The sequence below is a fragment of the Caulobacter flavus genome (genome assembly GCF_003722335.1).
Taxonomy (GTDB): Bacteria; Pseudomonadota; Alphaproteobacteria; order Caulobacterales; family Caulobacteraceae; genus Caulobacter; species Caulobacter flavus.
Genome location: NZ_CP026100.1, coordinates 4,218,111 through 4,243,122, shown reverse-complemented (window position 1 = coordinate 4,243,122; position 25,012 = coordinate 4,218,111). Strand labels below are relative to the sequence as shown.

The window sequence follows — 25,012 nt, the reverse complement described above, 5'->3', positions numbered from 1 at the left end:
ATACGCTCCAATGCCTAGGCCTTCTGATACGATACGCGGCGATCAGGCGATCCCCTCATGGCGGGTGAATATTTCTCAAGCTTGGCCGAAGTTGACAGGCAGGCTGACGTATCCCGCCGCCAGGGAAGGATTGGGGAGCGCCCCGGCGATGATTGGCCTTGGCTTTGTGAGCGGCAAGATCAGACACCTGAGCCTAGGAGGCGGGGCGGGGTCTCGTTGCCGGAAGGCTTGGCTCGGCCGCCACGCCGACGCAGCAGCAAGTAGCCGGCCGGGATCACGAACATCGACAGCAGCGGCGCGGTCAGCATGCCACCGATCATCGGAGCGGCGATGCGGCTCATGACCTCCGAGCCCGCGCCATGGCCCCAGAGGATCGGCGCCAGGCCCGCCAGGATCACCGCCACGGTCATGGCCTTGGGCCGCACGCGCAGCAGGGCGCCTTCGCGTACCGCTGCTGCGACCTGGTCTGGCGTCGGGTTGGGCCCCAGGGCGTCCATGGCGTGCTTGAGGTAGATCAGCATCACCACTCCGAACTCGGCCGAAACCCCGGCCAGGGCGATGAACCCAACGCCGGTGGCCACCGACTGGTGGAAGCCCGCCAGGTACAGCGTCCAGATCCCGCCGGTCAGGGCGAAGGGCAGGGTGGCCATGATCAGTCCCGCCTCGTCGAAGCGGCGGAAGATCACGTACAGCAGCACGAAGATGATCAGCAGGGTGGCCGGGACGACGATCTTCAGCCGGTCGGCGGCGCGTTGCAGATATTCGAACTGACCCGAATAGGAGAGGCTGACGCCGGGCGACAGCCGCACCTTCCGGTCGACCGCTTGTCGCAGGTCGGCGACGACCGAGGCCAGATCGCGATCCCGAACGTCGACATAGACCCAGGTCGTCGGCCGGCCGTTCTCGCTCTTGAGCATCGGCGGGCCGTCGGCAATCCGGACATCCGCCACGCTGCCCAGGGTGATCTGCGCGCCGCTCGGGGTGAGGATTGGCAGAGCGCGCAGGCCTTCCAGGCTGCCCCGCAGTTCGCGTGGATAGCGGACGCTGATCGGATAGCGGGCCAGGCCCTCGACCGTCTGGCCGATGGTCTCGCCGCCGATCGCGCCCGAGACGATCGATTGCACATCGTCGATGTTCAGCCCGAACCGCGCGGCGGCCGCCCGGTCGATGCGGACATCGACATAGCGTCCGCCGGTCAGGCGCTCGGCCAGAGCCGAGCTGACGCCGGGCACGTCCTTGGCGACATGCTCGACCTCCTGGGCGATCCGATCGAGTTCGGCGAGGCTGGCTCCGGACACCTTGACCCCGATCGGGCTCTTGATGCCGGTGGCCAGCATGTCGATGCGGTTGCGGATCGGCGGGACCCAGACATTGGTGAGACCCGGGACGCGCACCCGCTGGTCCAGCTCGGCGACCAGCTTGTCAGGCGTCATGCCCGGCCGCCACTGGTCGCGCGGCTTGAAGCGGATGGTGGTCTCGAACATCTCCAGCGGCGCGGGGTCGGTGGCGCTTTCGGCCCGTCCGGCCTTGCCGAACACGCTCTCGACTTCCGGCACGGTCTTGATCATCCGGTCGGTCTGCTGGAGCAGTTCGCCGGCCTTGGCCGCCGACAGGCCCGGCAGGGCCGAAGGCATGTAGAGCAGGTCGCCTTCGTCCATGTTGGGCATGAACTCGGCTCCCAGATGGGCCAGCGGCCAGGCCGTGGTGGTGAAGGCCAGCAGGGCGACGACCAGCGTGGTCCTGGGACGGCGCATCACCCGGTCCAGCAGCGGGCGATAGGCCGCCGTCAGCGCGCGATTGATCGGATTGGCCGTCTCGTCGGGGATCTTGCCGCGGATCAGATAGCCCATGAGGATCGGGATCAGGGTCACCGACAGGATCGCCGCCGCCGCCATGGCGTAGGTCTTGGTGAAAGCCAGCGGGCGGAAGAGGCGGCCTTCCTGGGCCTGCAGGGTGAAGACCGGGATGAACGACAGGGTGATGATCAGGAGGCTGAAGAACAGCGCCGGCCCCACCTCGGCGGCGGCCTCGGTGATCACTTTCCAGCGTGTCTCGCCGTCCAGCGGCTGGTCGGGGTGTTCGTGCGCCCAGCGCTCCAGCTTCTTGTGGGCGTTCTCGATCATCACCACGGCCGCATCGACCATGGCCCCGATGGCGATGGCGATGCCGCCCAGCGACATGATGTTGGCGTCCACGCCCTGGCTCTTCATCACCAGGAAGGCGGCCAGAACCCCCAGCGGCAGGGAGAGGATCGCCACCAGGGCCGAGCGCAGATGGCCCAGGAAGAGGGCGCAGACCAGGGCCACGACCAGGAACTCCTCCAGGAGCTTGCCGGTCAGGTTGTGGACGGCGCGGTCGATCAGGGCCGATCGGTCATAGGTGGTGACGACCTCGACGCCGGGCGGCAGGCTCTTCTTCAGTTCGGCCAGCTTGGCCTTCACCGCCGCGATCGTGGTGCGGGCGTTTTCGCCCGAGCGCAGGATCACGACGCCGCCAGCGACCTCGCCCTGGCCGTTCAGTTCGGCCACGCCCCGCCGCATCTCCGGGCCGACCTGGATGGTGGCCACGTCGCCCAGGCGCACCGGCACGCCGCCGGCCGCGGTCTTCAGCGGCACAGCCTGGAAGTCCTCGAGGGTCTTCAGATAGCCGGTGGCGCGGACCATGTACTCGGCTTCGCCCAGCTCCAGCACCGAGCCGCCGGCCTCGGCGTTGGCGCCTTTCAGCGCGGCGATGACCGCCTGGTGGGTGACGCCGTAGCTGGCCAGCTTCTGCGGATCGAGCACGACCTGGTACTGGCGGACCATGCCGCCGATCGCCGAGACCTCGGCCACGCCCGGCAGGGTCTTGAGCTCATAGCGCAGGAACCAGTCCTGCAGGGAGCGAAGCTGGCTCAGGTCATGGCCGCCGGTGCGGTCGACCAGGGCGTATTCGTAGACCCAGCCGACCCCGGTGGCGTCCGGGCCCAGCGCCGGCCGCGCGCTTTCAGGCAGGCGCGACTGGACCTGGTTGAGATATTCCAGCACCCGCGAGCGGGCCCAATAGAGGTCGGTCTTGTCGTCGAAGATCACGTAGACGAAGCTGTCGCCGAAGAACGAATAGCCGCGCACGGTCTTGGCGCCGGGCACCGACAGCATGGTGGTGGCCAGGGGATAGGTGACCTGGTTTTCGACCAGTTGCGGGGCCTGGCCCGGATAGCTGGTGCGGATGATCACCTGGGTGTCGGAAAGATCAGGCAGGGCGTCGATCGCGGTCGAGCGGACGGCCAGACCGCCCGCGACGATCAGGGCCAAAGCGCCCAGCAGCACGAAGAAGCGGTTGGCGACCGACCAGCGGATCAGGGCGGCGATCATTGCGCGCCTCCGGTCTTGGCGATGCGCCGCACCGTTGCTCCGGCGGGCGGCTGGTCGAAGCCGAAGCTGACCTGGTCGCCGACCTTCAGGCCCTTGAGCAGCATCGGGTCGGCGCGGAAGGCCATGGTCATGGGCGGCCAGCCAAGCGCCGGCACCGGACCATGCGAGAGGGTGACGCTGCTCTGGCCGATCTGCTCGACGCGACCGGTCGCTTCGAACAAGGCGGGCTTGGCCGGCGCCATGGACCTGGCGGGTGTCATGGGCTTGGCCATGGTCATCATGTCCGACGGCATGGGCGGACTGGGCGGCGGCAGCGGGCGGACCTGCAGACCCGCCAGGCTGGCCTCGGAGTCGACCAGGAACTGGCCCGAGGCGACGACCTTCTGGCCAGGCGACAGGCCCTGCAGGATCTCGGTCTGGCCGCCGGCTTCGCGGCCGGTTCGGACCTCCACCGCCTGGAAGCGGCCGCCCTCCACGGCGAGCATCACCACGTTGCGCGCGCCGGTGCGGATCACCGCCTCGGACGGAACCAGCAGGGCGGCTTGCCTACCGCCGTCGAAGGCGACGGTGGCGAACATGCCAGGCTTCAGGCGGCCGTCGCGGTTGGGCAGCTCGACCCGTGCCTGCAGGGTGCGGCTGTCGCCCTGGACCTGCGGAAGAACGGCCTGGACCGTCCCGCGCAAGGTTTCGCCCGGATAGGCCGCCAGGGTCACGCTCACGCTCTGGCCTTGACGCAGCTGGCCGCCTTGCGCCTCGGGCACGGCGGCGGTGATCCAGACCTTGGAGAGGCCGTTGATCTCGGCCAGGGTCTGGCCCGTCGCCACGGTCATGCCGGCCCGAACGTCGAGCTTGGAGACGACCCCGCCCAGCGGCGCGGTGATGGTGATCGTGGTGCGCGGCCGGCCGTCGTGATCGAGGCCGGCGACCACGCCGTCGGGCATGCCCAGCAGCCTCAGGCGCTGGCGGGCAGCGGCGGTCAGGGCCGCATCGCCCGTGCGGCGGACGGCCAGGTACTCGGCCTGGGCGCCGCCCCATTCGGGGACCAGCAGGTCGGCCAGCGGCGCGCCGGCGGTGATGACGTCGCCAGGCGCGCGGCCATAGACCCGCTGTACGAACCCGCCGCTGCGGGCTTGGACCACGGCGACATCGCGCTGGTTGAAGTCGACGGTTCCGGTGGCCGTTAGCCCTCCGGTGAGCATGCCTTCCTCCGCGGTGGCCAGGCGCATGCCGAGGTTCTGGGTGGCCGACGGATCGATGCTGACGCCCGGCGCGGGGCCGGTCGCAGTGACCTCGTCGGCGTATTTGGCGACCAGCTGCATGTCCATGAACGGCGACTTGCCGGGCTTGTCGAAGTGCTGGGCCGGGACCATCGGGTCGTACCAGTAGAGCACCTTGCGCGCGTCGGCCGGGGCGGCCGTCGAGGCGGGTTTGGCGGTCAGGCGCGCCAGGCCGTAGCCGCCGGCGCCGGCCAGCACGACCAGGGCCGCGGCGCTCCCGAGCAGGACCTTCATCGAGAGAGGCGGGGTCATTGGGCGTCGCTTCCGTAGGTCAGGGTCAGGCGGGCGGCGTCGATGGCGACGGCGGCCTCGCGATCGAGAGCGGTGAGCTGGGCGTCGGCCATGCCGGCAAAGGCGGTCAGCACGTCGGGCAGGCCCGCCGCGCCGGCGCCATAGGCGGCGGTCTCCAGGTCGGCCTTCTGCTTGGCGAGCGGCAGCAAGGTGTCGCGCGCGCGCAGCCATTGCTCATGGTGCATGACGTGATCGGCGAGATCGGCTTCGAGCTGGGCGGCCAGGGCGCGCCGGGCGTCTTCGCGCTGGGCGTCGGCGCGGCCGGCGCTGGCGGCGCGGGCGGCGATCATCGGATCCTGGCGGCTCTTGCCCCAGAGCGGCAGGCTGATGCTGACCCCGGCCGAGACCATGTCGCCAAACATCGGGTCCCGTCTCTGGTAGGCGACGTCCCAGCTCCAGTCGGGACGCTTGTCGGCCTTGGCTAGGTCGACATCGGCCCGGGCCTGGCGCGCTGCGGCGTCCCTGGCCAGCACGGTGGGGTTACGGTCGATCGCCGCCCGAAGGTCGGCGGGGGCGATGTCGAGATCGGGCGCCGGGCCGCTGGCCATGGGATCGGCGTCCCCCGTCCAGCGCGTCAGCATGGCGCGGGCGCGGCCCAGCGCCGAGGCCGCCTCGCTGCGACGATCCTCCAGGGCCGCGCGCATCTGCGCCGCCTCCAGCGCCTGGGCCGGCCTGGACCGACCCGAGGCGACGCCGGACGGCGCGGCGGTCCATAGCGGGGCCAGCTGAGCGATCACGCCGTCCAGCGCGGCCAGCTTGCGCTGCGCGTAGAGCAGGTCGATCCAGGCCAGCGCCGTGGCGATACGGACCTGGCGGGCTTCGACCGCGCCCTCGGCGCCGGCCGCGGCGATGTCGGCCTGGGCGCGGCCGATCCGCGCCTGGCGCTTGGCGGCGCTGGGCATGTCCTGGCTAAAGCCGATCTTGCCCATGGTCATCTCGTCGGACCCGAACCGTCCGGCCATCGGGCCCGAGACCGGAAAGTTGTCGAGACCCAGGGCGAGCTTGGGGTCGGGCAGGGCGCCGGCAGCCTTGGCCGAGGCCCTGGCGGCTTCGACCTGAAGGGCGGCGGCGCGCAGGGCCGGGGCGTTGGCGGCGGCCGCGTCGAGGGCCTGGGCGTAGGTGAGGGGCGCGGCATGGGCCGCGCCGGCGAGCAGGCTCGCGGCCAGGGTGATGGCGATACGCATCGGGGTTCCGATCACGGTGGAAGGTGAGGACGGACGAGGGGCGTGGAGCCCGGCGGGAAATCCCGCCGGGCTCGGGCCGCCTTAGCCGCCGTGAGCGGAGGTTGACGCGGGCGCCTTCATCATCGGGCAGCCGCAGTTCTTCATCGCCATCTCGGTCTTGGCCTCCGGCGCGGCGACCCTGATGTTGTGACGGAAGACGTCCTTGGGGTTCGCCGCCGCGGGCGAGGCGCGATAGGTGAAGCCCGCCTCTTTCGACGGCGAGGCCAGGGCCGGCGAGCCGGCGATGGCGGTCAGGGCGGCCGCGGCGAGGGCGGCGGCCAGGGTCTTGGAGATTTGCATTTTGATCGTCCTGAAAAGGTTCGAAGGGCCGCCAAAGGCGGCGCTCGGATCCCGGACGTGACGAGACGCGGACACGCGAGGGCGCGACCGCGCCGGCACGGCGCGGGCGGGACCTGCGTCAGACGCAGGTCGGGTTCAGGCGATCAGTTTGGGTGGTCGTTCGGCCCGCGGCGGCGCGTGGGCGCGCAGCGGTTGGGAGAGGGCGGCCGTCAGGCGCATTGGTTCGACGGGCTGCAGTTGGATCTGTGAGGTGGGCAAGGCGCTCATCGTTGCGCACATGGCCCAGCAGACCTGAGCGCAGGCCTTGCCATGGTGTGGCGGCTTTTGCTTTTCGTCGCAGCAGTCGTGGCTGGCCTTGGCGGCATCCATCGACTTGACGGCCGGCGCGTCCATGCCGGCCATGGCTTCCGGTCCGGCTTTGGCGCACTCGACCTGCGCAGCCGCGATGCTCATCGGGCTGATCAGCAGGGCCAGGACGGCCAGAAGGGCGAACAGGTGTCGCATCAAGCTCAGTAATTAGGTCGACAGGCCGACCTTGTCGATCCCCGGACGAGCTAGGCTTTGCATCTGGCCGGAATATGGCAGATCGCTAGGCGGGGTTCGAGAGCGCTTCGATCACCCGGCATTCGCCCGCCGACCCGCGACAGCCGGCGTCGGCCATGCGCTTCAGCTCTGTCCTGAGCGCCGTCAGTTGGGCGATCTTGGCGTCGACCGCCACGAGCTGGTCATTGGCCAGGGTGTTGGCCTCGTCGCAGGCCTGGTCGGGATGGTCCGCCAGGTCCAGCAAGGTTCGGATCGCCTCGATCGGAAAGCCCAGCTGCCGGGCGTGCTTGATGAAGGCGAGGCGCCGCACCGCCGCCTCCTCGAACATGCGACGGTCGCTCGCGGTGCGATCTGGGACCGGCAGAAGGCCGATCTGTTCGTAGAAGCGGATGGTGGGGACCTTCACGTCCGCCGCCTTGGCGAGCTTGCCGATGGTGAGCGCCGACATAGAACCTCCGTTCGAGATCACGAGAAATAAGCGCTTGATCCTCTAGTGACTAGAGGATGCAGAACCAGGGCTATGAGCGACTCTTGTTCCAGCAAGCCGGCCGCCTCGGGCTGCGGTTGCGGCGCCGAAGTGAAGTTCGACGGCGCCACCCCGGCCTACCGCCGCGCCCTGATCTGGGTGATCGCGATCAACCTCGTCGGCTTCGTCGTCGTGCTTGTGGGCGGCCTGATCCAGGGCTCGGCCTCCTTGTCGGCCAACGCGCTGGATTTCCTGGCCGACAGCGCCACCTACGCCATCAGCCTGTGGGCCATCGGCAAGTCGGTGGGCATCCGCACCGGGGCGGCGCTCTTCAAGGGCGTCAGCCTTGGCGCGGTCGCGCTGTCTGTGGCCGGTTTTGCCGCCTGGCGGGCCTGGAGCGGCGCGGCGCCGTCCGGCGAAGCGATCTCGGCCCTGGGTCTCTTCGGAGCGCTGGCCAACCTGATCGCCGCGGGCCTGCTGGTTCGCTATCGCGACGGCGACGCCAATGTCCGTTCGGTCTGGCTCTGCACGCGCAACGACCTGATCCAGTGTCTGGCGGTCGCGGCGACGGGCGTCCTCGTCTGGCTGACCGGCTCACGGTGGCCGGACCTGATCGTCGGCGTCCTGCTGGCAGGGGTCTTCCTGAGTTCCGCCTATCAGATCATTCGCCAGGCCCGGGCCGAGCACCGCGCCGAACTGGCGCTCCCCTGACATGCCCAAGCTCTTGCCACACGCGCCGTTTCGCGCTCATGGATTGATAATGATTACTGGTCTCAAGGGGCGTCTGGCCTCGATGCTCGGCGGCCTGATGGCGATCCTCGTCGTCGCGGTCGCGCCGATGGCGCACGCGCAAGAGGCCAGCTCGGCCCAGACCACCTGGCGATTGCTCGACTATCTGTCGGTCGACTACGCCGGCGCGGTGAAGGACGGCAAGGTCATCAGCCCGTCCGAATATGCCGAGATGAACGAGTTCGCCGGCCAGGTGCGCGAGCGCATCTCCGGCTTGCCCGCCACCAAGGCCCAGCCAGCCCTCCTGGCCAAGGCCGAGAGCCTGCAGGCGACCATCGCCGCCAAGCAGGATCCGGCCGTGGTTTCGGCGCGGGCTCACGCGCTGGCCAACGATCTCCTGGCGGCCTACCCGACGCCTCTGGCCCCCAAGCGCGCGCCGGACCTGGCGCGCGGCGCGGCGCTCTATGCCGAAAACTGCGCGGCGTGCCACGGGGCGACGGGCAAGGCCGATGGACCCAGCGCCGTGGGCCTGGACCCGCCGCCCATCGCCTTCGCCGACGTGGAGCGCGCCCGCCAGCGCAGCGTCTTTGGTCTCTATCAGGTGATCCAGCAGGGGCTCGACGGCACGGCCATGGCCAGCTTCGCGCATCTGCCGTCAGACGATCGCTGGGACCTGGCCTTCTATGTCGGCCGTTTTGCCTTCACCGACGCCGAGGCCGCCGCCGGCGAGACGTTGTGGAACGAGGACGTCGCCGTCCGGGCGCGTTTTCCTGACCTGCAGACCCTGACCCAGACCACGCCGGCCGCCCTGGCCAGCGCCGTTGGCGAGACCAAGGCGCGGGCCCTGACCGCCTACCTGCGCCGCCATCCCGAAGTGGTCATCCGCACCGGCGGCGGCTCGCTCGACGTCGCCCGCCAGAAGCTTGCCGCCAGCCTCAAGGCCTATGAGGCCGGCGATCGCAAGGCCGCCGCCGATCTGGCCTTGGCCGCCTATCTCGACGGCTTCGAACCCGTCGAGCCGTCGCTCGGCGCGCGCGATCCGGCCCTGATGCGGCGGATCGAGGGCGCCATGGGCGACGTGCGCGGCGCCATCGGCAAGGCCGCGCCCGCAAGCGAGGTCAAGGCACAGATCGAGCGCCTGGACGCTCTATTCGCCGCCGCGGCCCGGGCTTTGGCGCCGGAGAAGGCCAGCGGCCTGTCGAGCTTCGCCGGCGCCTTCACGATCCTGCTGCGCGAGGGGCTGGAGGCGCTGCTGATCGTGGTGGCGATGATCGCCTTCCTGCGCAAGGCCGAGCGGTCGGACGTCCTGCCCTACGTCCACGGCGGTTGGATCGCGGCCCTGGCCGCGGGCGGCCTGACCTGGGCGGCGGCGACCTTCTTCATCTCGATCAGCGGCGCCAGCCGTGAAATGACCGAAGGCTTCGGCTCCGTGATCGCCGCGGCGGTGCTGATCTCGGTGGGGCTGTGGATGCACGGCAAGGCCCAGGCCGACGCCTGGCAGGTCTATATCCGCGAGAAGCTGTCCCACGCGCTGTCCAAGCAGTCGGCCTGGTTCCTGTTCCTGCTGGCCTTCATCGTTGTCTATCGCGAGGTCTTCGAGACCATCCTCTTCCTGACCGCGCTCTGGACCCAGGGCGGGGCAGGGGCCGTGCTGGCCGGCGTTGGCTGCGCCATCGTCGTTCTGGCCGCCATCGCCTGGGCCATGCTGCGATTCTCCAAGCGCCTGCCGATCGGCAAGTTCTTCGAGTATAGCGCCATCCTGATGGCGATCCTGGCCGTGGTCCTGGCCGGCAAGGGCGTGGCCGCCCTGCAGGAAGCAGGACTTCTGGACCTGCATCCGTTGGCCCTGCCGCGCATGGAGCTGCTGGGCTTCTTCCCGACGATTGAAGGCGTGGCGTCGCAGGCGTTGACGCTTGTCATTCTGGTCGGCGGCTTTTGGTGGTCGCAGCGGAGCGCGAGAAGAACGATGGGATGAGGTTCGGCGATTGCGGTGAGGCTGCTGCCGGGCGATCGGCTCGATGAGCCCAATGTTTGTAATTATGTAACGCGTTCACGCGTTGCAGGTTGGCTGTTAAGAGGGCGAATGGCGCGACTGTCGACATGGCTGAAACACACGATGGGGGCGATCTTCGCTTGCCTCGTGCTGTGTCTGTCGCTCGTGCCGACGCTCGATAGTATGGTTTGCTCATCGGATACTTCGGCGGTGGAGTTGGTGCAAACCACGCCCGGGCAGCAAGTCACCGATCCGGCTCATAACCATGGCGGCAATGGGCAGCGTGAAACTGGCGGCGACGCCTGTATCCACGGCCATTGCCATCAAAGTGTTTCTCCAGCGTCGCCAATCATTGTGCGGCAGGTTGTCGCCCAGATCAGCGGCGCAAATCTAGCGCCCGCCGAAACGGGCTTGCCGCCCTCGAATCTTCCCGACGGTCCGAAAGAACCTCCCCGCGCCTGACGTGGCCGCGCCCTCGCGCGCGTGACCGCCATCGTCAGTAACGCAATCTGGGATTTTCCATGTTCTCCCGTCTTGCCCGGCCCGCCGTCTTCGGCGCGGTTGCGGCGCTCGTCGGCTTCGGCGCGCCCCTGCGCGCCTTCGCCGAACCTGTCACCCTGGCCGACGCGTTGTCGCGCGCCCAGACCCAATCACCGATCGTGACCGCGGCCCAGGCCTCGGTCACCGCAGCCGAAGGTCGTGCCCGTCAGGCCGGCCTGATGCCCAACCCAGAAGCCGGCCTGCAGGCTGAGAACTTCGCGGGTTCTGGTCCCTATGGCGGCTTCGGTTCGACCGAAACCACCCTGACGGTCAGTCAGCGGCTGGAACTGGGCGGCAAGCGCCGCACTCGCGCCGCCGCCGCCGACGCTGAAGTGGATGCCGCCCGTATCAGCTTCGCTATGGCCAAGGCCGACCTTAGCCAGGAAGTTACGGTGCGCTACGCCGAGGCCCAGGCCAGCGAGGACCGTCTGGTGCTGGCCCGCGAAACGGCGCAGCGCGCCGAGGGCCTTTCCAGCGTCGCAGCCACCCTGGTCGAGAGCGGCCGCGAGCCGCCGCTTAGGGCTCTGCGCGCCGAGGCCGCCAGCCGCGAGGCCGCCGCCGCCGTCATTGCCGCCGAGGCCGAGGCCCTGGCGGCCCGTAGGGCGCTGGTCTCCCTCTGGGGAGAGGCCAATGTCGCCGTCGAACTGACGGACGTGGCGCCTGCCGAGCGCAAGACCACCCTCGTCGATCCTGGCGAAACGCTCGACGTGCGCCTGGCGCGCGCCGAGAAGGCGACGGCGCAGGCGGTCATCGATCGCGAGCGCGCAGCGGGTCGTCCTGACCTGACCGTCCAAGCCGGCGTGCGACGCTTCGAGCAGACGGGCGACTCCGCCGTGACCGTCGGCTTTACCGCTCCGATCCCGGTGCTCAACCGCAACCAGGGCAACGTCGCTGCCGCCCGCGCCGACGCCACGGCCGCCGAAGCTAAGGAGCGCCTGGCGCTGGTGCGTTCGGTCCGGACGATCAACGACGCCGAGGCCTCGCTGCGCGCGGCCGACGCCAAGCTGGCCGTCCTGGACGGCAAGATCGTCCCGCAGGCCCAGACCGCAGTCGACCTTTCCCGGAAGGGCTTCGAGGCCGGGAAGTTCTCCCTTCTCGAAGTGCTCGACGCCCAGACGGCGCTGACCGCCGCCCGTACCGACCTCATCGCCGCGCGCCTCGATCGCGCCAAGGCCCTGGCCGCGCTCGAACGCGCCGCCGCTCAATAGGGGATTTTCTTGATGAAGACCCAAGACCGGAAGACCCTGCTCACCGCTGTCGCGGTCAGCAGCCTCCTCGCCGTAGGCGTCGGTGCGCTAGCCGGCCGTACGCTCCTGGCCCCGGCCGAAAAGCCGGCCGCTGCCGCCCCCGCCGAAGAAGATCACAAGGGTGAAAAGCCGCACGTCGCCATGAGCGGCGATCGGATCGCCTCGGAGAATATCCAGGTGGTCACCCTGGCCGCCGGCGGCCTCGATGCCGCGATCGTCACCCAGGCCACCGTGGCCGCCACGCCAAATGGCGCGGCGACCCTGGCGGCGCGCGCCGACGGCGCTGTGGTGCGCATCGTCAAGCGCCTTGGCGACAGCGTTGCGGCCGGCGAGACCATCGCCGCGATTGAAAGCCGAGACGCCGCCGCCATCAGCGCCGAACGCTCGGCCGCCGCGGCCAAGGCCACGGCCGCGCGCCAGGCCTTGGTGCGCGAGAAGAAGCTTTTCGACGCCAAGATCACCGCGCGTCAGGATCTTGAGGCTGCCCAGGCCGAGGCCGCCATCGCCGATGCAGAACTGCGCCGCGCCAGCAGCGCCGGGGCCGCCGCCGGGGTCTCGGGCAACGGCCGCACGATCGCCGTGACCAGCCCGATCTCGGGCCGCATTACCGGCTCCAATGCCGTGCTCGGCGCCTACGTCACGGCCGGGACCGAACTCTTCCGGGTCGCCGACCCGGCCAAGATCGAGGTCCAGGCCGCTCTGCCGGCCGCCGACGCTTTGCGCGTCAAGCCGGGCGATATCGCCAGCGTCGAGACCGCCACGGGTTCGATCCCGGCAGTCGTCCGTTCGGTGACCCCGGGCCTGGACGCCGAGAGCCGCTCGGCCACCGCCGTCCTGACCCTGTCGTCAGGCGCTTCGGACCTGGCCCCTGGCCAGGCCCTGCGCGCTCGCATTACTCCGCGCGGGGCCGCCGTCGATGCTGGCCGGTTCGCAGCGCCAGACGAGGCCGTCCAGTCCGTCGAGGGCAAGGACGTTGTCTTCGTGCGCACCAAGACTGGCTTCGAACCGCGGCCGGTGAAGATCGGCCGCCGTGGCGGCGGCCAGGTCGAGATCGTCTCGGGCGTGAAGGTCGGTGAGCAGATTGCCGGCAAGGGCGCCTTCCTGCTGAAGGCCGAGATGGCCAAGGGGGAGGCCGAACATTGATCGGGCGCATCCTCGACCTATCGGTTCGCTTCCGCTGGGCGGTCGTGGCGCTCGTCGCGCTCGTCGCCTCCATCGGTATCCTCAATCTGGTCCGCCTGCCGATCGACGCGGTGCCGGACATCACCAACAAGCAGGTGCAGATCAACACCGTCGCCTCGACCCTGGCTCCGGCCGAGGTTGAGAAGCTGGTCACCTACCCGGTGGAGACCGCCATGGCCGGTATCCCCGGCCTGGAGTCCACGCGCTCGATCTCGCGCAACGGCTTCTCGCAGGTGACGATCGTCTTCAAGGAGAAGACAGACATCTACTTCGCCCGCCAGCAGGTGGCCGAGCGCCTGACCCAGGTTCGCCAGAGCCTGCCGGCCGGCGCCGAGCCGGCGATGGGCCCGATCTCCTCGGGCCTGGGTGAGGTCCTGATGTGGACCGTCGCCTTCGAGCATCCGGGCGGCAAGGGCGCCAAGGCCAAGGACGGCGAGCCCGGCTGGCAGTCCGACGGGGCCTACCTGACCCCGACGGGCGAGCGCCTCGCCGACCCGACCGCCCAAGCAGCCTATCTGCGCGAAGTGCAGGACTGGATCGTCCGGCCACAGATGCGTTCGGTGCCTGGCGTCGCCGGCGTCGACTCCATCGGCGGGTTCGAGAAGCAGTTCGTGGTTCAACCGGACGCCAGCCGCATGGCCGCCTATGGCGTGTCGTTCAGCGAACTGGCCACCGCCCTTGAAGCGGCCAACCTCGCGGTCGGCGCCAACTTCGTCGAGCGGGGAGGGGAGGCCTTCCTGGTCCGCGCCGATGCTCGCGTCAAATCGGTCGACGAGATCGCCCGCGCCACTGTCGCCAACCGCGGCGGCGTGCCCGTGTTCGTCCGCGACGTCGCCTTGGTCCGCATTGGCGGCGCCCTGCGTACCGGTGCGGCCTCGGAGAACGGCGAAGAAGTGGTCGTCGGTACGGTGCTGATGCTGACCGGCGAAAACAGCCGATCGGTGGCGGCCGCCTCGGGCAAGATGCTGGCCGAAGTCACCAAGTCGCTACCCGCCGACGTCAAGGCCCAGGTGGTTTACGACCGCTCCAAGCTGGTCGGCGCTACAATCAAGACCGTCGAGAAGAACCTCGTCGAAGGCGCTCTGCTCGTCATCGTCGTGCTCTTCCTGCTGCTGGGCAACTTCCGCGCCGCCCTGATCACCGCCCTGGTGATCCCGCTGTCGATGCTGATGACCGCTATCGGCATGAACAAGCTGGGCGTCTCGGGCAACCTGATGAGCCTTGGGGCTCTGGACTTTGGTCTCATCGTCGATGGCGCGGTGATCATTGTCGAGAACAGCCTGCGTCGTCTGGCCGAGCGCCAGCATCACGAAGGCCGTCTGCTGACCCTGTCGGAACGGCTTGCTGAAACCCGCGAAGCGGCCCGTGAAATGATCTCCCCGACCGTCTACGGTCAGGCGATCATCCTGCTGGTCTATGCGCCGCTGCTGACGTTCACCGGCGTCGAGGGCAAGACCTTCTCGCCGATGGCGATCACGGTGATGCTGGCCCTGGCCGGCGCCTTCATCCTGTCGCTGACCTTCATCCCCGCCATGATCGCGCTGCTCATCCGCGGCAAGGTCGCTGAGAAGGAAGTGGCGGCCGTTCGCTGGACCAAATCCCGCTATGAGCCGCTGCTGCGCAAGGTTGTCGATCGTCCGCTGCCGGTGATCGTCGCCTCGATCGGCATCTTCCTGGCCGCGGCCGTGACCTTCAACTTCCTGGGTCGCGAGTTCACGCCCCAGCTCGACGAGAAAGACATGGCCATTCAGGCCCTGCGCATCCCGTCGACGTCGCTGGAGCAGTCGCTGCGTATGCAGCGGCGGATCGAACGCCAGATCGCCACCTTCCCGGAAGTGGCCTTCGTCTACTCCAAGACCGGTACGGCCGAGGTCGCCAGCGACCCGATGCCGCCCAACGCCGCGGACAGCTTCGTCATCCTCAAGCCCAAGGAAGAGTGGCCCAACAAGAAGGAAACCAAGGCCGAGCTGATCGGCCGTATCGAGAACAAGCTCGAAGGCCTGACCGGCAACGCCTACGAGTTCAGCCAGCCGATCCAGATGCGCTTCAACGAGCTCATCGCCGGCGTGCGTGGCGACGTGGCCATCAAGGTCTACGGCGACGACCTCGAAGCCATGACCCGGACGGCCGAGGAGATCGCTGGTGTGCTGCGCACCGTCAAGGGCGCGGCCGACGTCAAGGTCGAGCAGACCTCGGGCTTCCCAACCCTGGATGTCCAGCTCGATCGCGACGCCATCGGCCGCTTTGGCCTGACGGTCGAGGAGGTCGCCGACACCCTGGCCGTGGCGATGGGTGGTCGTGAAGCCGGCCTCGTCTTCCAGGGCGACCGGCGCTTTGACGTCACCGTTCGCCTGCCGGACGCCAGCCGCAACGATCTGGACGCGGTGGGCGCCTTGCCGGTGATGCTGCCGGAGCGCGCCGGTGGCGGACCGCGAGCCTCGGTGCCGCTGCGCGACGTGGCCAAGTTCTCCTACTCGGAGGGGCTTAACCAGGTCAGCCGCGAGAACGGCAAGCGTCGGGTCGTCGTCCAGGCCAACGTCCGTGGCGCCGACCTTGGCTCGTTCGTCGGCGAAGCCCAGGAGAAGATCGGCCAGCAGGTCACCCTGCCGACCGGCTCCTGGCTGGTCTGGGGCGGTCAGTTCGAGAACCTCAAGGCCGCCCAGGCGCGCCTGGGCCTCGTGGTGCCACTGTGTTTCCTGCTGATCTTCGGCCTGCTGTTCATGGCCCTGGGCGGCGTCGCGCCGGCTGCGGCGGTGTTTTCGGCCATTCCGCTGGCCCTGGCCGGCGGGGTGTTCGCGCTGGCGCTGCGAGGTATCCCGTTCTCGGTCTCGGCCGCGGTCGGGTTCATCGCGCTCTCCGGTGTGGCGGTGCTCAACGGCCTGGTGATGATGACCGCAATCCGCCAGCGCCTGGTCACAGGCCTTCCCCTGAAGGACGCGATCATCAACGGGGCCATGGAGCGCCTTCGACCTGTGATGATGACGGGCCTGGTCGCCTCGCTGGGGTTCGTTCCCATGGCGCTGGCGAGCGGCACCGGCGCGGAGGTCCAGCGTCCGCTGGCCACCGTCGTCATCGGCGGCCTGATCACGGCCACGGCCCTGACCCTTTTCGTCCTGCCCGCTATCTGCCGCTTCGTCCTGCGCAAGGCCGAGCGTCAGCAAGCGGCTGCGCCCCAGATCTAAGGAGGACGTGATGATTCCTGGAAACGCACTGCTGCTGCGGATCTACACCGACGAGAATGCGATGTCGGGCGACCGTCCGTATTTCGAGGCTCTCGTCGATCGCGCTCGCCTGGTCGGGCTGGCCGGGGCCACGGTTCTGCGTGGCCTGAGGGGCTTTGGGGCCTCGAGCATCATGCACGGCGCAGGCGGGTTTCATCTGAACTCGAACCTGCCGGTGGTGGTCGAGATCGTCGATGAGGAGGCCAAGATCCGTCCCTTCATCGATGGGCTGGAGCAGGGCGACGAGATCGGTCTCGTCACTCTGGAGAAGGTGGAAGTGGTCCGCTACGGCGGTCACCGCATCCCCTACGTGTAAGGGTGTCGCGGCGCGCTGAGCTCGTCCCGGCGCGCCGATCCCCGATTTTCGGGAAATTGCTATGACGATTGTCGTCGAACACCATTGCAACATCGACGCAACACCCGAAGCGGTGTGGCGATCGCTTACCGACTTTTCTCACTGGGCTGATTGGCATCCTCATCGCCGGTTGGTTGGTGAGGCCAAGCTTCATGCGCGGGTCGTCCACATTCTGCGACAGCCATCGGCCGGACGTCGTCGAACCCCGTCCACGATTGATGGGTTGGAGGAGGGGCGCTGCCTCAGTTTCCGGTTCGGTCGCCGATGGTATGGCTACAGTTTCGAGCGCTTTCGTCTGGAGCCTTGGAAATCCGGGACGCGGCTGACCCAGGTGACCCAAACGCCGCTTTGGCTGGTGAAGCTTCAGCGCGGGCCGAACGAGCATGAGGCCGCTGTACGAAGCGCCTGCGAGCAAGTCGCTGCGGCGTTGAGCCGGCGACTGAAGCCAGGCCCAGACCAACCGCGCTCTCGTATGAGTCATCGCGGCAGACTCTAGAGTTGAGTTTTACGGACGGTGAAACCCGTCCTTCGCCTTCAAAAAGGAGTATGCGCTCATGGGAGCGGGACACGATCATGGCGCGGGTCAGGCCAACGCCCGGCGGCTGACCATAGCCTTGGCGCTGACCTCGACGTTCCTGGTCGCCGAGGTTATTGCCGGCTTAGCCTTCAACAGCCTGGCGCTGCTGTCGGACGCTGCGCACATGTTCACCGACGCGGCCGCCCTGGCCATAGCTTTGGCGGCGATCAGGATCGGGCGGCGCAAACCCACGGACACCTTTACCTTCGGCTATCGCCGCTTCGAGATCCTGGCGGCGGCCTTCAACGCCGTGCTCCTGTTCGCCGTGGCGATCTATGTGTTGGTTGAGGGAATCAAGCGGATCGTCGAGCCCGAGCCCGTGCAGTCCATGGGCATGTTGGTGGTGGCCGTGCTGGGCCTGGGCATCAACCTGATCGCGATGCGGCTCCTGAGCGGGGCCAAGGACAAGAGCCTCAACGTCAAAGGCGCCTATCTGGAAGTCTGGGCTGACATGCTGGGGTCGCTTGGCGTGATCGCCGGCGCCGTCGTCATTCGCCTGACCGGCTGGCGGTTCGTTGACCCGATCGTGGCCATCGGCATCGGTCTTTGGGTGTTGCCGCGAACCTGGATTCTGCTGAAAGAATCGACCCGCATTCTGCTGGAGGGCGCACCAACAGGCTTGGCGCTGACCAAGGTCCGCATGAGCATCGAGGCCATTTCGGGTGTGGCCGCCACCCACGAACTGCATGTTTGGACGACCGGGGCTGACGAGGCCACGTGCACAGTGCACGTCGTCCTGACCGATCAGGCCGACGGCGAAGAGGTCCGGCGCACTGTTTGCGAACGGCTTGCCGCTGATTTTGATCTTCATCACGTGACGGTTCAGGTGGAGGCGTCATCCTGCGAGCCGGGGGCGCACGCCTAGGGGCGCCGTCCTGGCCAGGAATGGGGAGGGGGAGTTTGTCCATCCGATATGAGCTGACTGCACTCGTCCTCGGCAGGGCGCCGCCCACAGTTAGCCTGGAACCGGCGGAGTTCGAGGCTATCGGCCGCGCGGTCGATGGTCTGCGGGATATCTTCTGGATCGAGGAGATCTACGACGCCGTCACTCAGAACTATAGGGCCTATGAGGAAGGGCAGGTTCTGATCACGCTGGCCCACGCTCTTGGATCCGAAGAGGGGTGGGAAGAGATCGATGATGCGCGGCGCGGCTCGGCCCGGCTCCTGGACAACCTTCTCAGCACCGCCCGGGCCTTTCTCGACAGCGCGCCGCAGCGAATGCGGTCGATCGGCGGAGACGCGCTGATGGCGGCGTTCAAGACGGCGACATCACGGGTCTACGACGACAGCCGCGCCTATCGGTTCATGGACGCTTTGCGCAACTATTCCCAGCACCGTGGCAGCAGCATCAGCGCCATGACCTTCGACCACAAGCGTCAGCCCGCTGGCGAGGACGGAAAGGACTTCAAGCTGGTCTATTCGATCAGGCCGCGCCTGCGCGTCGATGACGTCGAGATGACGTTCAAGACCAAGGTCCAGCCGCTGCTGCAGGCCCTCAAGGACGACCAGGGCATGATCGACATCACGCCTCTCGTTCGCGAGTACCTGGTGGGGCTGAACCAGATCATGTTGGAGACCCGAGGGCTGATCGCGCCGTTCGAGGCGGGCTTCTACGCCGTGCAGAACGATGCGGTCTCACGCCTGGGGGCGGTCTGGCCTGAGGCGCTGGACTATCCGGTGGCGGTGAAGTTGCAGGGCGAGGACGAGTTGGTTTCCCACTTTCTCGCCATCAGCCAGCCCGAACGGACCGGCCGCCTGCGCAAGCGCAACGGCAAGATCGCGCACCTGCCGCGTCTGCAGTTGATCAGCTAGCCGTCGGCGGGTCGCTGGGCGGCTCGTCGATGGAGGGGGGCGCGGGCGCTGGAGCGCCGTAGTCGGCCGGGAAATCGACGCCGGACACGAAGTGCTGGACGGTGTCGCCCTCTACAAAGATCGCGTCGCCCTCGTTCGAGATAAAACCCGTTTCAAGATCGCGTCCGCCCCGGAATCGCCCGTTGGCGGTGTTAAGGGTGAGGTTTTCGCATAGGTTATAGCCGTAGCGATCGAAGTCAGAGCCATAGAGGCCGTCGACGCCCTTGGGGTAGTTCTTGAAGAGCTGGCGATTGTACTGAGGCTTGAGAAGGCTGACGAAGGCCTTTTCCGCGTCGGCGACGATGCGTTTGTGCTCGTAGTTGGGCTCGAACGTCGACTCGTCGAACACGTGGTCGAGCGAGTAACTCGTCATCATCACTGGCTCGACCTCGAAGGCGAAGAGGTAGGTTTCGTCGCTCACGCGGGCGCCGGGATAGCGCTGGGGTTCGTTGGAGAGGATCGTCTGGCGCGCCTTGTGACCGTTGTCGATCAGCCGGTCGAATGTGTCGCCGACCTTGGCGATGCCGACATAGAGCAGGTCGTAGGTAGCCGCCTGGCGGTAGTTGGCGAACCCGCCGATCCCCTGGCGGCCATGGCTGCGGTCGAATAGCAGCTTCTCGGTCGTGAACCAGTCGACGAGCTCGGCGTCCGGGATCTCCTGGGGGTCATCGGTCCAGATCCGGATCATCTTGGGTCCAGCCTCAATGAAGAATGCGGTCTGCGGTTTGGCCACGGTCGTTGGCAGGTCGTTGAGCGCAAGCACGACATCGTCGGAGAAATGGTCGCCGACGACAAAGCGGAAGCTGATCGTCTGGGCTGCGTGATCGCAGGTAATGTCTTGGTAGGTGGCCTCAGCGCGACTGGCGATCATATAGAAATCGCTGCGCCGAATGATTGCCTCGACGTCCGCATCCTGCTGCATCCAGACCGCTTCCTGGTTGGAGATTGGCGGATAGACCAGGTGCAGGCTGGAGACCTTGGATTTCGTCGTCGTGCTCATGGCGGTCACGTAGGGGCTCACGGTCAAGTTTCGAAGAGCGCCGGTCAGGCGTTTGCGAGTGTCTGGACGATGATCGCGCGTAGCTCCGTAGCGCCGGCTTAGCCCATCTGAGCGGCCAGCTTGGCTGGGGGCTCTGGTGGCCAATCGAGGCAAGGCCAGATCAGGTAGGGCTGCTGGCGCTGGTCGGCGATGCTGGGTGTATGGCTGCTCCTGGGTCTGATGGGGCTTGAGCGCGATGCGTTGATGACGCGCAACAGTCAGGTCGGCGCCATCGCCTCAGGGCATGACCGGCCAGGCTGAAAACGTGGCAAAGGCGTCGGGGGAGTAGACCCCCTGGATGTGACTGAGCGGGATCGGGTGCGGCGCTGAGAACAACCCCGCTTCCTGGGTCAGGAACCAGCCGTTGGTGCTCGGAACCCGCTTGGACTGCACGAGCTGTCGGTTCACATCCCAATCCACGCCGAGCACAGCCGGTTTCACGCAGGCGATGACAATTGGGGCGCCGCCTCGCCGGGCCGCCGCCTCTCGCGCGTGCTTCAATCCGATCTGCGGCGTAGCGGTGAGGCAGACGACATTCTTCGAGCCGAGCGGCCAGTGTGAAGGCGCAGAGGTGATCAACCCTCCTGCGCGGATGGCGGAGAGAACGGTGTCGGAAGTGCCGTGGAAGAGGATGTGCGGCGCCCTGCCAATGACGTCGGCCACCGGCGTATTCCAGCGGATCATTCCGCCCTGAACGACCGATTGCCTGTAGCCCAGGCCCAGGTGGCCTGTGACGCCGGCGGCGATCGTGGAGCTGCGGGGATCGATCGAGAGCGCCCCTGTCGCCATGGCGATCAGCCCGCCCGCCCAGGAGATGCGGCCAACCAGCAGGTCCTGACGCAGATGCGTGGCGACCCAGCTCGTCAGTCTAATCAGCGAACGCACACGGATGCCGAAAAAGGTCTTCAGGCGCGTACGCACCGAGGGCGGAAGAACGGTCGTCGCCGGAAAGATGTAGCAGTGCGTCGGCGAGGCCACGACGATGTCGTTGTCTGCGCGGTTTGGTAGCTCTTGGACGAGAAGCAAAGCAAGATCCTGCTGGCGACGTGGGATGTTCCAAAATCCGGCTGGACTGGATCAGGCGTGGCTGGCGAACACCCGCGTGCGACCGGCTCGGTCAAGAACGAGCAGGGTGTCGAAGCGTTGGCGTGCGCCGCCGGGCTGCTCCATCCCCGGGGAGCCGACCGGCATGCCGGGCACGGCGAGACCCAGAGCCTTGGGCCGCTCCTTCAGGAGCCGGATGACGTCGGCGGGCGGCACGTGACCCTCGAGCGCGTAACCACCGACCACGGCGGTGTGGCAGGAGGCCAGAGCATCTGGAATGCCGAACTTGGCCCGAACCGGGGCGAGGTCCTCGCGCTCGACGATGGTGGGCGTAAAGCCCGCCCGGCGCATATGGGTGACCCAGCCGGTGCAGCAGCCGCAGTAAGGGGTCTTGTAGACCGTCAGCCCCCGCGTCTGGCCAAGAGCGGGAGCGGCGAGGCCGGCGAAACCGGCGGCCAGCAGCAGGCGCCGGCTGAGCCGACGGACGGGTTGAGGCTTGGGCGTCATGGTTGTGCTCATACCAGGGCTATACGCCCAGGAGGAAAACACCCCTTGGATTTTCTCAAAGCGCAGCTGAGCCCGCTATGGGACCATTTTGGTGAGATCCAGGGGCTCGAGATGATCGTCTGGGGGGATCGAGGTCTTCGGAAACTGGCGACGCAGGGCGCGAGCCACGTCCCCGATCGCATCGGTTCTGGCCAGGGCGTGGTGGACCAGGAAGGCGGCCACGTCCTTGCTTGAGAACGAGCGACCTCGGCGGTGTTCAGCATGGAGGCCCTGCAGGCCATTTCGCCAGGCGACGAGCGCCAGAGCCGGGTCGATCTGGTCGAATATGGTTGAGAGCCCTGCCGGATCGCGCTCGGCGATCAGCGTCAGCAGGATTTGAGCTTCGTTCCAATAGGACGGGCTGGCCTGGCTGAGGTTTTTCGCCATGGCTGTGTAGTGCGGCGCCAGCATGGGGATTAGGAGTTCGGGGTGTAAGACCGCAAGCCTTGCCCCGACCAAGGCGGCTTTCAGCCACTCGACGCTATCGTAGGGCGCTACCGCAAGCGGCTTGCCAGCCGCGATGTGGCGGATGGCCGTGTCCGGATTGAGGTTGGCCAGGTGCAGCGAAAGCGATGCGATGCGCGGCTCGTTGCGCTCGATCATTGCTTTGACGGCGTTGCGCCCGGCTGGACTGCCCGACGCGACGCTCAGCAGCATCCGGGCGTCGCCTATGCCGTTCTCCCAGCCCTTGCCGATTGCCGCATCCACCGCGTTCCAATCCATAGCCAGGATCGTCGCTTCGAACTGCTTGGGCGCGACCTTGCTCATGAAGAGCAGGAGGAAAGCCGCGGTCTGGAAGTTTCGCTGGGTGCTGAGCGATAGCTTGGCGCCAAGGTCGCGGGGATCCCAGCAGCGACAGAGCTGCCGCGCCAACTGTTTCATGCGCTTGGTGGGGGCCAGCTTCCCAACGAAGACCTCAAGGACGTCGTGCACTCGAAGCGTGTCGCGAACGATGTCGTCGAGCTCATGGAATGCGTACTGCGGGTCAGCGCTAACCCGTTCGGCGACCGCGGGAATGAGGGCTTCAACGAGGTCGAGCCCCAAGGCTTCGTCCACGTAAAAAAGGTTCTGGCAATAGCTGGCGGCTGAGGAGAGCCAGGCGTCCGCTGGCCATGATGAAACCAGCGCAAGGCACTGCTTGCGATCTAGCGCCGCAAGAAACGCAGCAATCCAGGCTTGATCTTCCCAAGATCGGAGCGCGGAAATCAACTCGGTGATTTCGGAAGCGTAGAGTGCAGGTGCGGCGTTGATCGCGTCGGCGATCTTGGCGGCGGAGACGCGTTGACGGATCGCTAACGCAGTGGTGTCGCGTGCCGAGCTTCGGCCGATTACGGCGCTCAAAGCATAGCAGGCGCCTCCGGGAGCGCTTTCGACCCAGCCCGCGAACACGTCAAGATGCGCCTCGAAGTCCGCTGCTGCGTCGGGGAGCTCGGAGCTGGCTTCATTGAGAAACCAGCACGCTTCCCGGACCTCGGCAGCTGACGCTGCGATCCAGACCCGCGCCCGCGCGATACAGAGCGCCTCTTTGGAAAACAGGCGATTCCAGCGTCCGTAGGCGTGGCCGGAGGTCAGTTCTCGCAGCAGCAAAGCAAATCCCCCCAGCGGCAAGGCGGGGTCGGTCAGCGCCGCGGTGATCAGGCGGCCGATCAGGGCGCGGCCCTCGGCGGCTTGGCCGTCGAGGATCTGGTCGAGCAGCGCGCCCGCGAGCCGTTGGTGAGGGCAGCGCAGATCTGTTTCGCTGAGGAGCAGGCGCTGGCCGACCAGCCAGGCAACGGCGGCCTTTACCTGGTCGGGGCGCAGTTCATCGCCGACCAGGGCTTGGAGTTGGGGCAGGGCGCAGGGCGCATCGCGGGACGCCAGCTGACGAACTGCCGCCGCCGCCAGCACCAGATCAGCCGAGGCGGCCCTGGCCGAGTCGGCCATCGACTTGGCTCGGCGCCAGCCGCCGCCCAGGGTGAAGCAGAACTGCCACGGAAAGTCGGCCGCCTCGGCCGCTTCCAGGCGATGCTCGAGCCTTTCGTCTCCAATGCGATCGCCGACGCGATCATCAGCGGCCTTGACCGCCGCGAGAGTCTGCTCCGGCGTTGCACGAAGCCCGGCGGCGATCACCTTGACCGCGCGCTTGGCGTCCAGATGGACGGTTCCTGGAGCGCTCGTCTTACCGTCCAGGGAGGTGTGGGTCGTCAGAAGCCGGCGCCTGGCGTCTGTCGCTTCTTCCAGCACGCGCAGCTGGCCTGGATTGGCCAGATGAGCATCGTCAATCAGATAGATCGTTCGTTCGTCGTCGGCGGCGAAGGATGGGATGGCGCCCGTCGGGTCGAGCAGGCGCATGACACGCCATCCATGGGCGCGTAGCGCGTGCGCTGTCTGCAGCGCACAGATCGATTTGCCGGCGCCGGCGACGCCGGCCAGGCGGGCGCTTCCCGCACGAGCCAGGTCCTCCAGCAGTGTCGATACCTCGGGCAGGGTGGGGCAGGCGACCACATCGGCGGGACCCAGCGGTCTCCCCATCAGGGCCGGTCCGAGTCCCCGCTGCGCCTCGAACCGAACCTCCACCCAGTCGAGGGCTGATGTTTGGGGCGGCGTATGCCCCGTGGCGCCCCTGATGGCTTGGAGGAGATCGGCGAGTTGGCCGTTTGAGGGCAGGCCCTTCAACGTCGCCAAGACCTGCCGCAGGACGCCGGAATGCTCGGGATAGAAAGCGCTGATCACGTTCGGCTGCAGAGCGATCAACGCCAGCATCGTCTCCCACCCGAACGCGACCACCGGGAAGAGGCCTTGGGCGAGGCGTTGTTCGGAAACGGCCTGGGCATGGCGTTGGAGGGGGCCGTCGTCTGGCGCCGTTGTTACGAAGGTCCAATGGCCGAGCGGTGGACTGAAGAGCTCGGCCTTAGCCAGTTCAGCGTCGAACTCCTCAATCGTCGCAACGGCGCCGTAGTTGACGTTCTTGCCTTTGCACTGGACGCCGAAAGTTTTCCCAGGTGAGTCCACCGGGTTGCCGAAGACGTCGACACCGAACTGCTTTTGCCCCGAGCGCCCGTGACGGCGGGCGTGTGGATCGGACCAAAGCTCGGCGAACACCGCGCGGGTCAGCTCCTCGAACTTGTCCCAGGATCGCGGGGGTGCGATCTGCTTGTCGAGAAAGTCCATGGCGGCGCGGGGCGTCCCAGCATGCAGGCGACCGATGAATCGGCCCGTGGCCTATCAGCAAAATGGAGCTGCGCCTTGAGTGCAACCC

20 protein-coding genes are annotated in these 25,012 nt (G+C 67.5%); 10 read left to right on the top strand and 10 right to left on the bottom strand.

Annotated elements, in window-relative coordinates; all coding sequences use genetic code 11:
• Positions 1-179 precede the first annotated feature (179 nt).
• From C1707_RS19195 to C1707_RS19170, 6 genes are all read right to left on the bottom strand, one after another.
• Entirely contained in the window at positions 180-3,350 is a 3,171-nt protein-coding gene (locus C1707_RS19195) for an efflux RND transporter permease subunit (protein ID WP_101712427.1), read from the bottom strand.
• Positions 3,347-4,879: an efflux RND transporter periplasmic adaptor subunit gene (locus tag C1707_RS19190; protein WP_101712426.1), complete on the bottom strand. Its 1,533-nt coding sequence runs from the start codon at positions 4,877-4,879 to the stop codon at positions 3,347-3,349. The genes C1707_RS19195 and C1707_RS19190 overlap by 4 nt, the downstream gene beginning before the upstream one ends.
• Positions 4,876-6,102, bottom strand: coding sequence for a TolC family protein (locus C1707_RS19185; RefSeq protein ID WP_101712425.1), 1,227 nt, complete (start codon positions 6,100-6,102; stop codon positions 4,876-4,878). Before C1707_RS19185 ends, C1707_RS19190 begins: the two co-directional genes overlap by 4 nt.
• An 81-nt stretch (positions 6,103-6,183) precedes the next feature.
• Positions 6,184-6,441, bottom strand: a complete 258-nt coding sequence (locus C1707_RS19180; protein ID WP_101712424.1) for a hypothetical protein — start codon at positions 6,439-6,441, stop codon at positions 6,184-6,186.
• Positions 6,442-6,576: 135 nt separating this feature from the next.
• Positions 6,577-6,945: a hypothetical protein gene (locus tag C1707_RS19175; protein WP_101712423.1), complete on the bottom strand. Its 369-nt coding sequence runs from the start codon at positions 6,943-6,945 to the stop codon at positions 6,577-6,579.
• Between the two features lie 85 nt (positions 6,946-7,030).
• Positions 7,031-7,432 (bottom strand): MerR family transcriptional regulator, encoded by a 402-nt coding sequence (locus C1707_RS19170; protein WP_101712422.1) that lies wholly within the window; start codon positions 7,430-7,432, stop codon positions 7,031-7,033.
• A gap of 72 nt (positions 7,433-7,504) precedes the next feature.
• Here C1707_RS19170 and C1707_RS19165 point away from each other — a divergent pair, with 72 nt between their 5' ends.
• From C1707_RS19165 to C1707_RS19125, 10 genes are all read left to right on the top strand, one after another.
• Complete coding sequence (locus tag C1707_RS19165; protein ID WP_101712421.1) at positions 7,505-8,161, top strand: cation efflux transmembrane domain-containing protein; 657 nt, start codon at positions 7,505-7,507, stop codon at positions 8,159-8,161.
• 49 nt (positions 8,162-8,210) lie between these two features.
• Positions 8,211-10,154, top strand: coding sequence for a cytochrome c/FTR1 family iron permease (locus C1707_RS19160; RefSeq protein WP_101712420.1), 1,944 nt, complete (start codon positions 8,211-8,213; stop codon positions 10,152-10,154).
• 108 nt (positions 10,155-10,262) lie between these two features.
• A complete protein-coding gene (locus tag C1707_RS26260; protein WP_145998337.1) occupies positions 10,263-10,634 on the top strand; it encodes a hypothetical protein in 372 nt (123 codons plus the stop codon).
• A gap of 59 nt (positions 10,635-10,693) precedes the next feature.
• Positions 10,694-11,920 carry a TolC family protein gene (locus C1707_RS19155; RefSeq protein ID WP_101712419.1) on the top strand — a complete coding sequence of 409 codons (1,227 nt, stop codon included), beginning with the start codon at positions 10,694-10,696 and terminating at the stop codon, positions 11,918-11,920.
• A gap of 12 nt (positions 11,921-11,932) precedes the next feature.
• Positions 11,933-13,102 (top strand): efflux RND transporter periplasmic adaptor subunit, encoded by a 1,170-nt coding sequence (locus C1707_RS19150; protein ID WP_123170784.1) that lies wholly within the window; start codon positions 11,933-11,935, stop codon positions 13,100-13,102.
• Positions 13,099-16,323: an efflux RND transporter permease subunit gene (locus C1707_RS19145; protein ID WP_123170783.1), complete on the top strand. Its 3,225-nt coding sequence runs from the start codon at positions 13,099-13,101 to the stop codon at positions 16,321-16,323. Before C1707_RS19150 ends, C1707_RS19145 begins: the two co-directional genes overlap by 4 nt.
• Positions 16,324-16,333: 10 nt before the next feature.
• Positions 16,334-16,678 carry a DUF190 domain-containing protein gene (locus C1707_RS19140; protein ID WP_180896964.1) on the top strand — a complete coding sequence of 115 codons (345 nt, stop codon included), beginning with the start codon at positions 16,334-16,336 and terminating at the stop codon, positions 16,676-16,678.
• A gap of 61 nt (positions 16,679-16,739) precedes the next feature.
• Positions 16,740-17,213 (top strand): SRPBCC family protein, encoded by a 474-nt coding sequence (locus tag C1707_RS27215; protein ID WP_101715346.1) that lies wholly within the window; start codon positions 16,740-16,742, stop codon positions 17,211-17,213.
• 58 nt (positions 17,214-17,271) lie between these two features.
• A complete protein-coding gene (locus C1707_RS19130; protein ID WP_101715347.1) occupies positions 17,272-18,159 on the top strand; it encodes a cation diffusion facilitator family transporter in 888 nt (295 codons plus the stop codon).
• A gap of 35 nt (positions 18,160-18,194) precedes the next feature.
• Positions 18,195-19,106 (top strand): hypothetical protein, encoded by a 912-nt coding sequence (locus tag C1707_RS19125; RefSeq protein ID WP_101715348.1) that lies wholly within the window; start codon positions 18,195-18,197, stop codon positions 19,104-19,106.
• Here C1707_RS19125 and C1707_RS19120 read toward each other — a convergent pair.
• The 4 genes from C1707_RS19120 to C1707_RS19105 form a co-directional block, all read right to left on the bottom strand.
• Positions 19,099-20,154 carry a hypothetical protein gene (locus C1707_RS19120; protein WP_145998486.1) on the bottom strand — a complete coding sequence of 352 codons (1,056 nt, stop codon included), beginning with the start codon at positions 20,152-20,154 and terminating at the stop codon, positions 19,099-19,101. The genes C1707_RS19125 and C1707_RS19120 overlap by 8 nt on opposite strands.
• A 267-nt stretch (positions 20,155-20,421) precedes the next feature.
• On the bottom strand, positions 20,422-21,210 hold the full coding sequence (locus C1707_RS19115; protein ID WP_101715350.1) for an RNA 2'-phosphotransferase family protein: 789 nt from the start codon (positions 21,208-21,210) through the stop codon (positions 20,422-20,424).
• Between the two features lie 51 nt (positions 21,211-21,261).
• A complete protein-coding gene (locus C1707_RS19110; protein ID WP_101715351.1) occupies positions 21,262-21,735 on the bottom strand; it encodes a DUF411 domain-containing protein in 474 nt (157 codons plus the stop codon).
• Between the two features lie 75 nt (positions 21,736-21,810).
• Positions 21,811-24,924, bottom strand: a complete 3,114-nt coding sequence (locus tag C1707_RS19105; RefSeq protein ID WP_101715352.1) for a hypothetical protein — start codon at positions 24,922-24,924, stop codon at positions 21,811-21,813.
• Between the last annotated feature and the right edge of the window lie 88 nt (positions 24,925-25,012).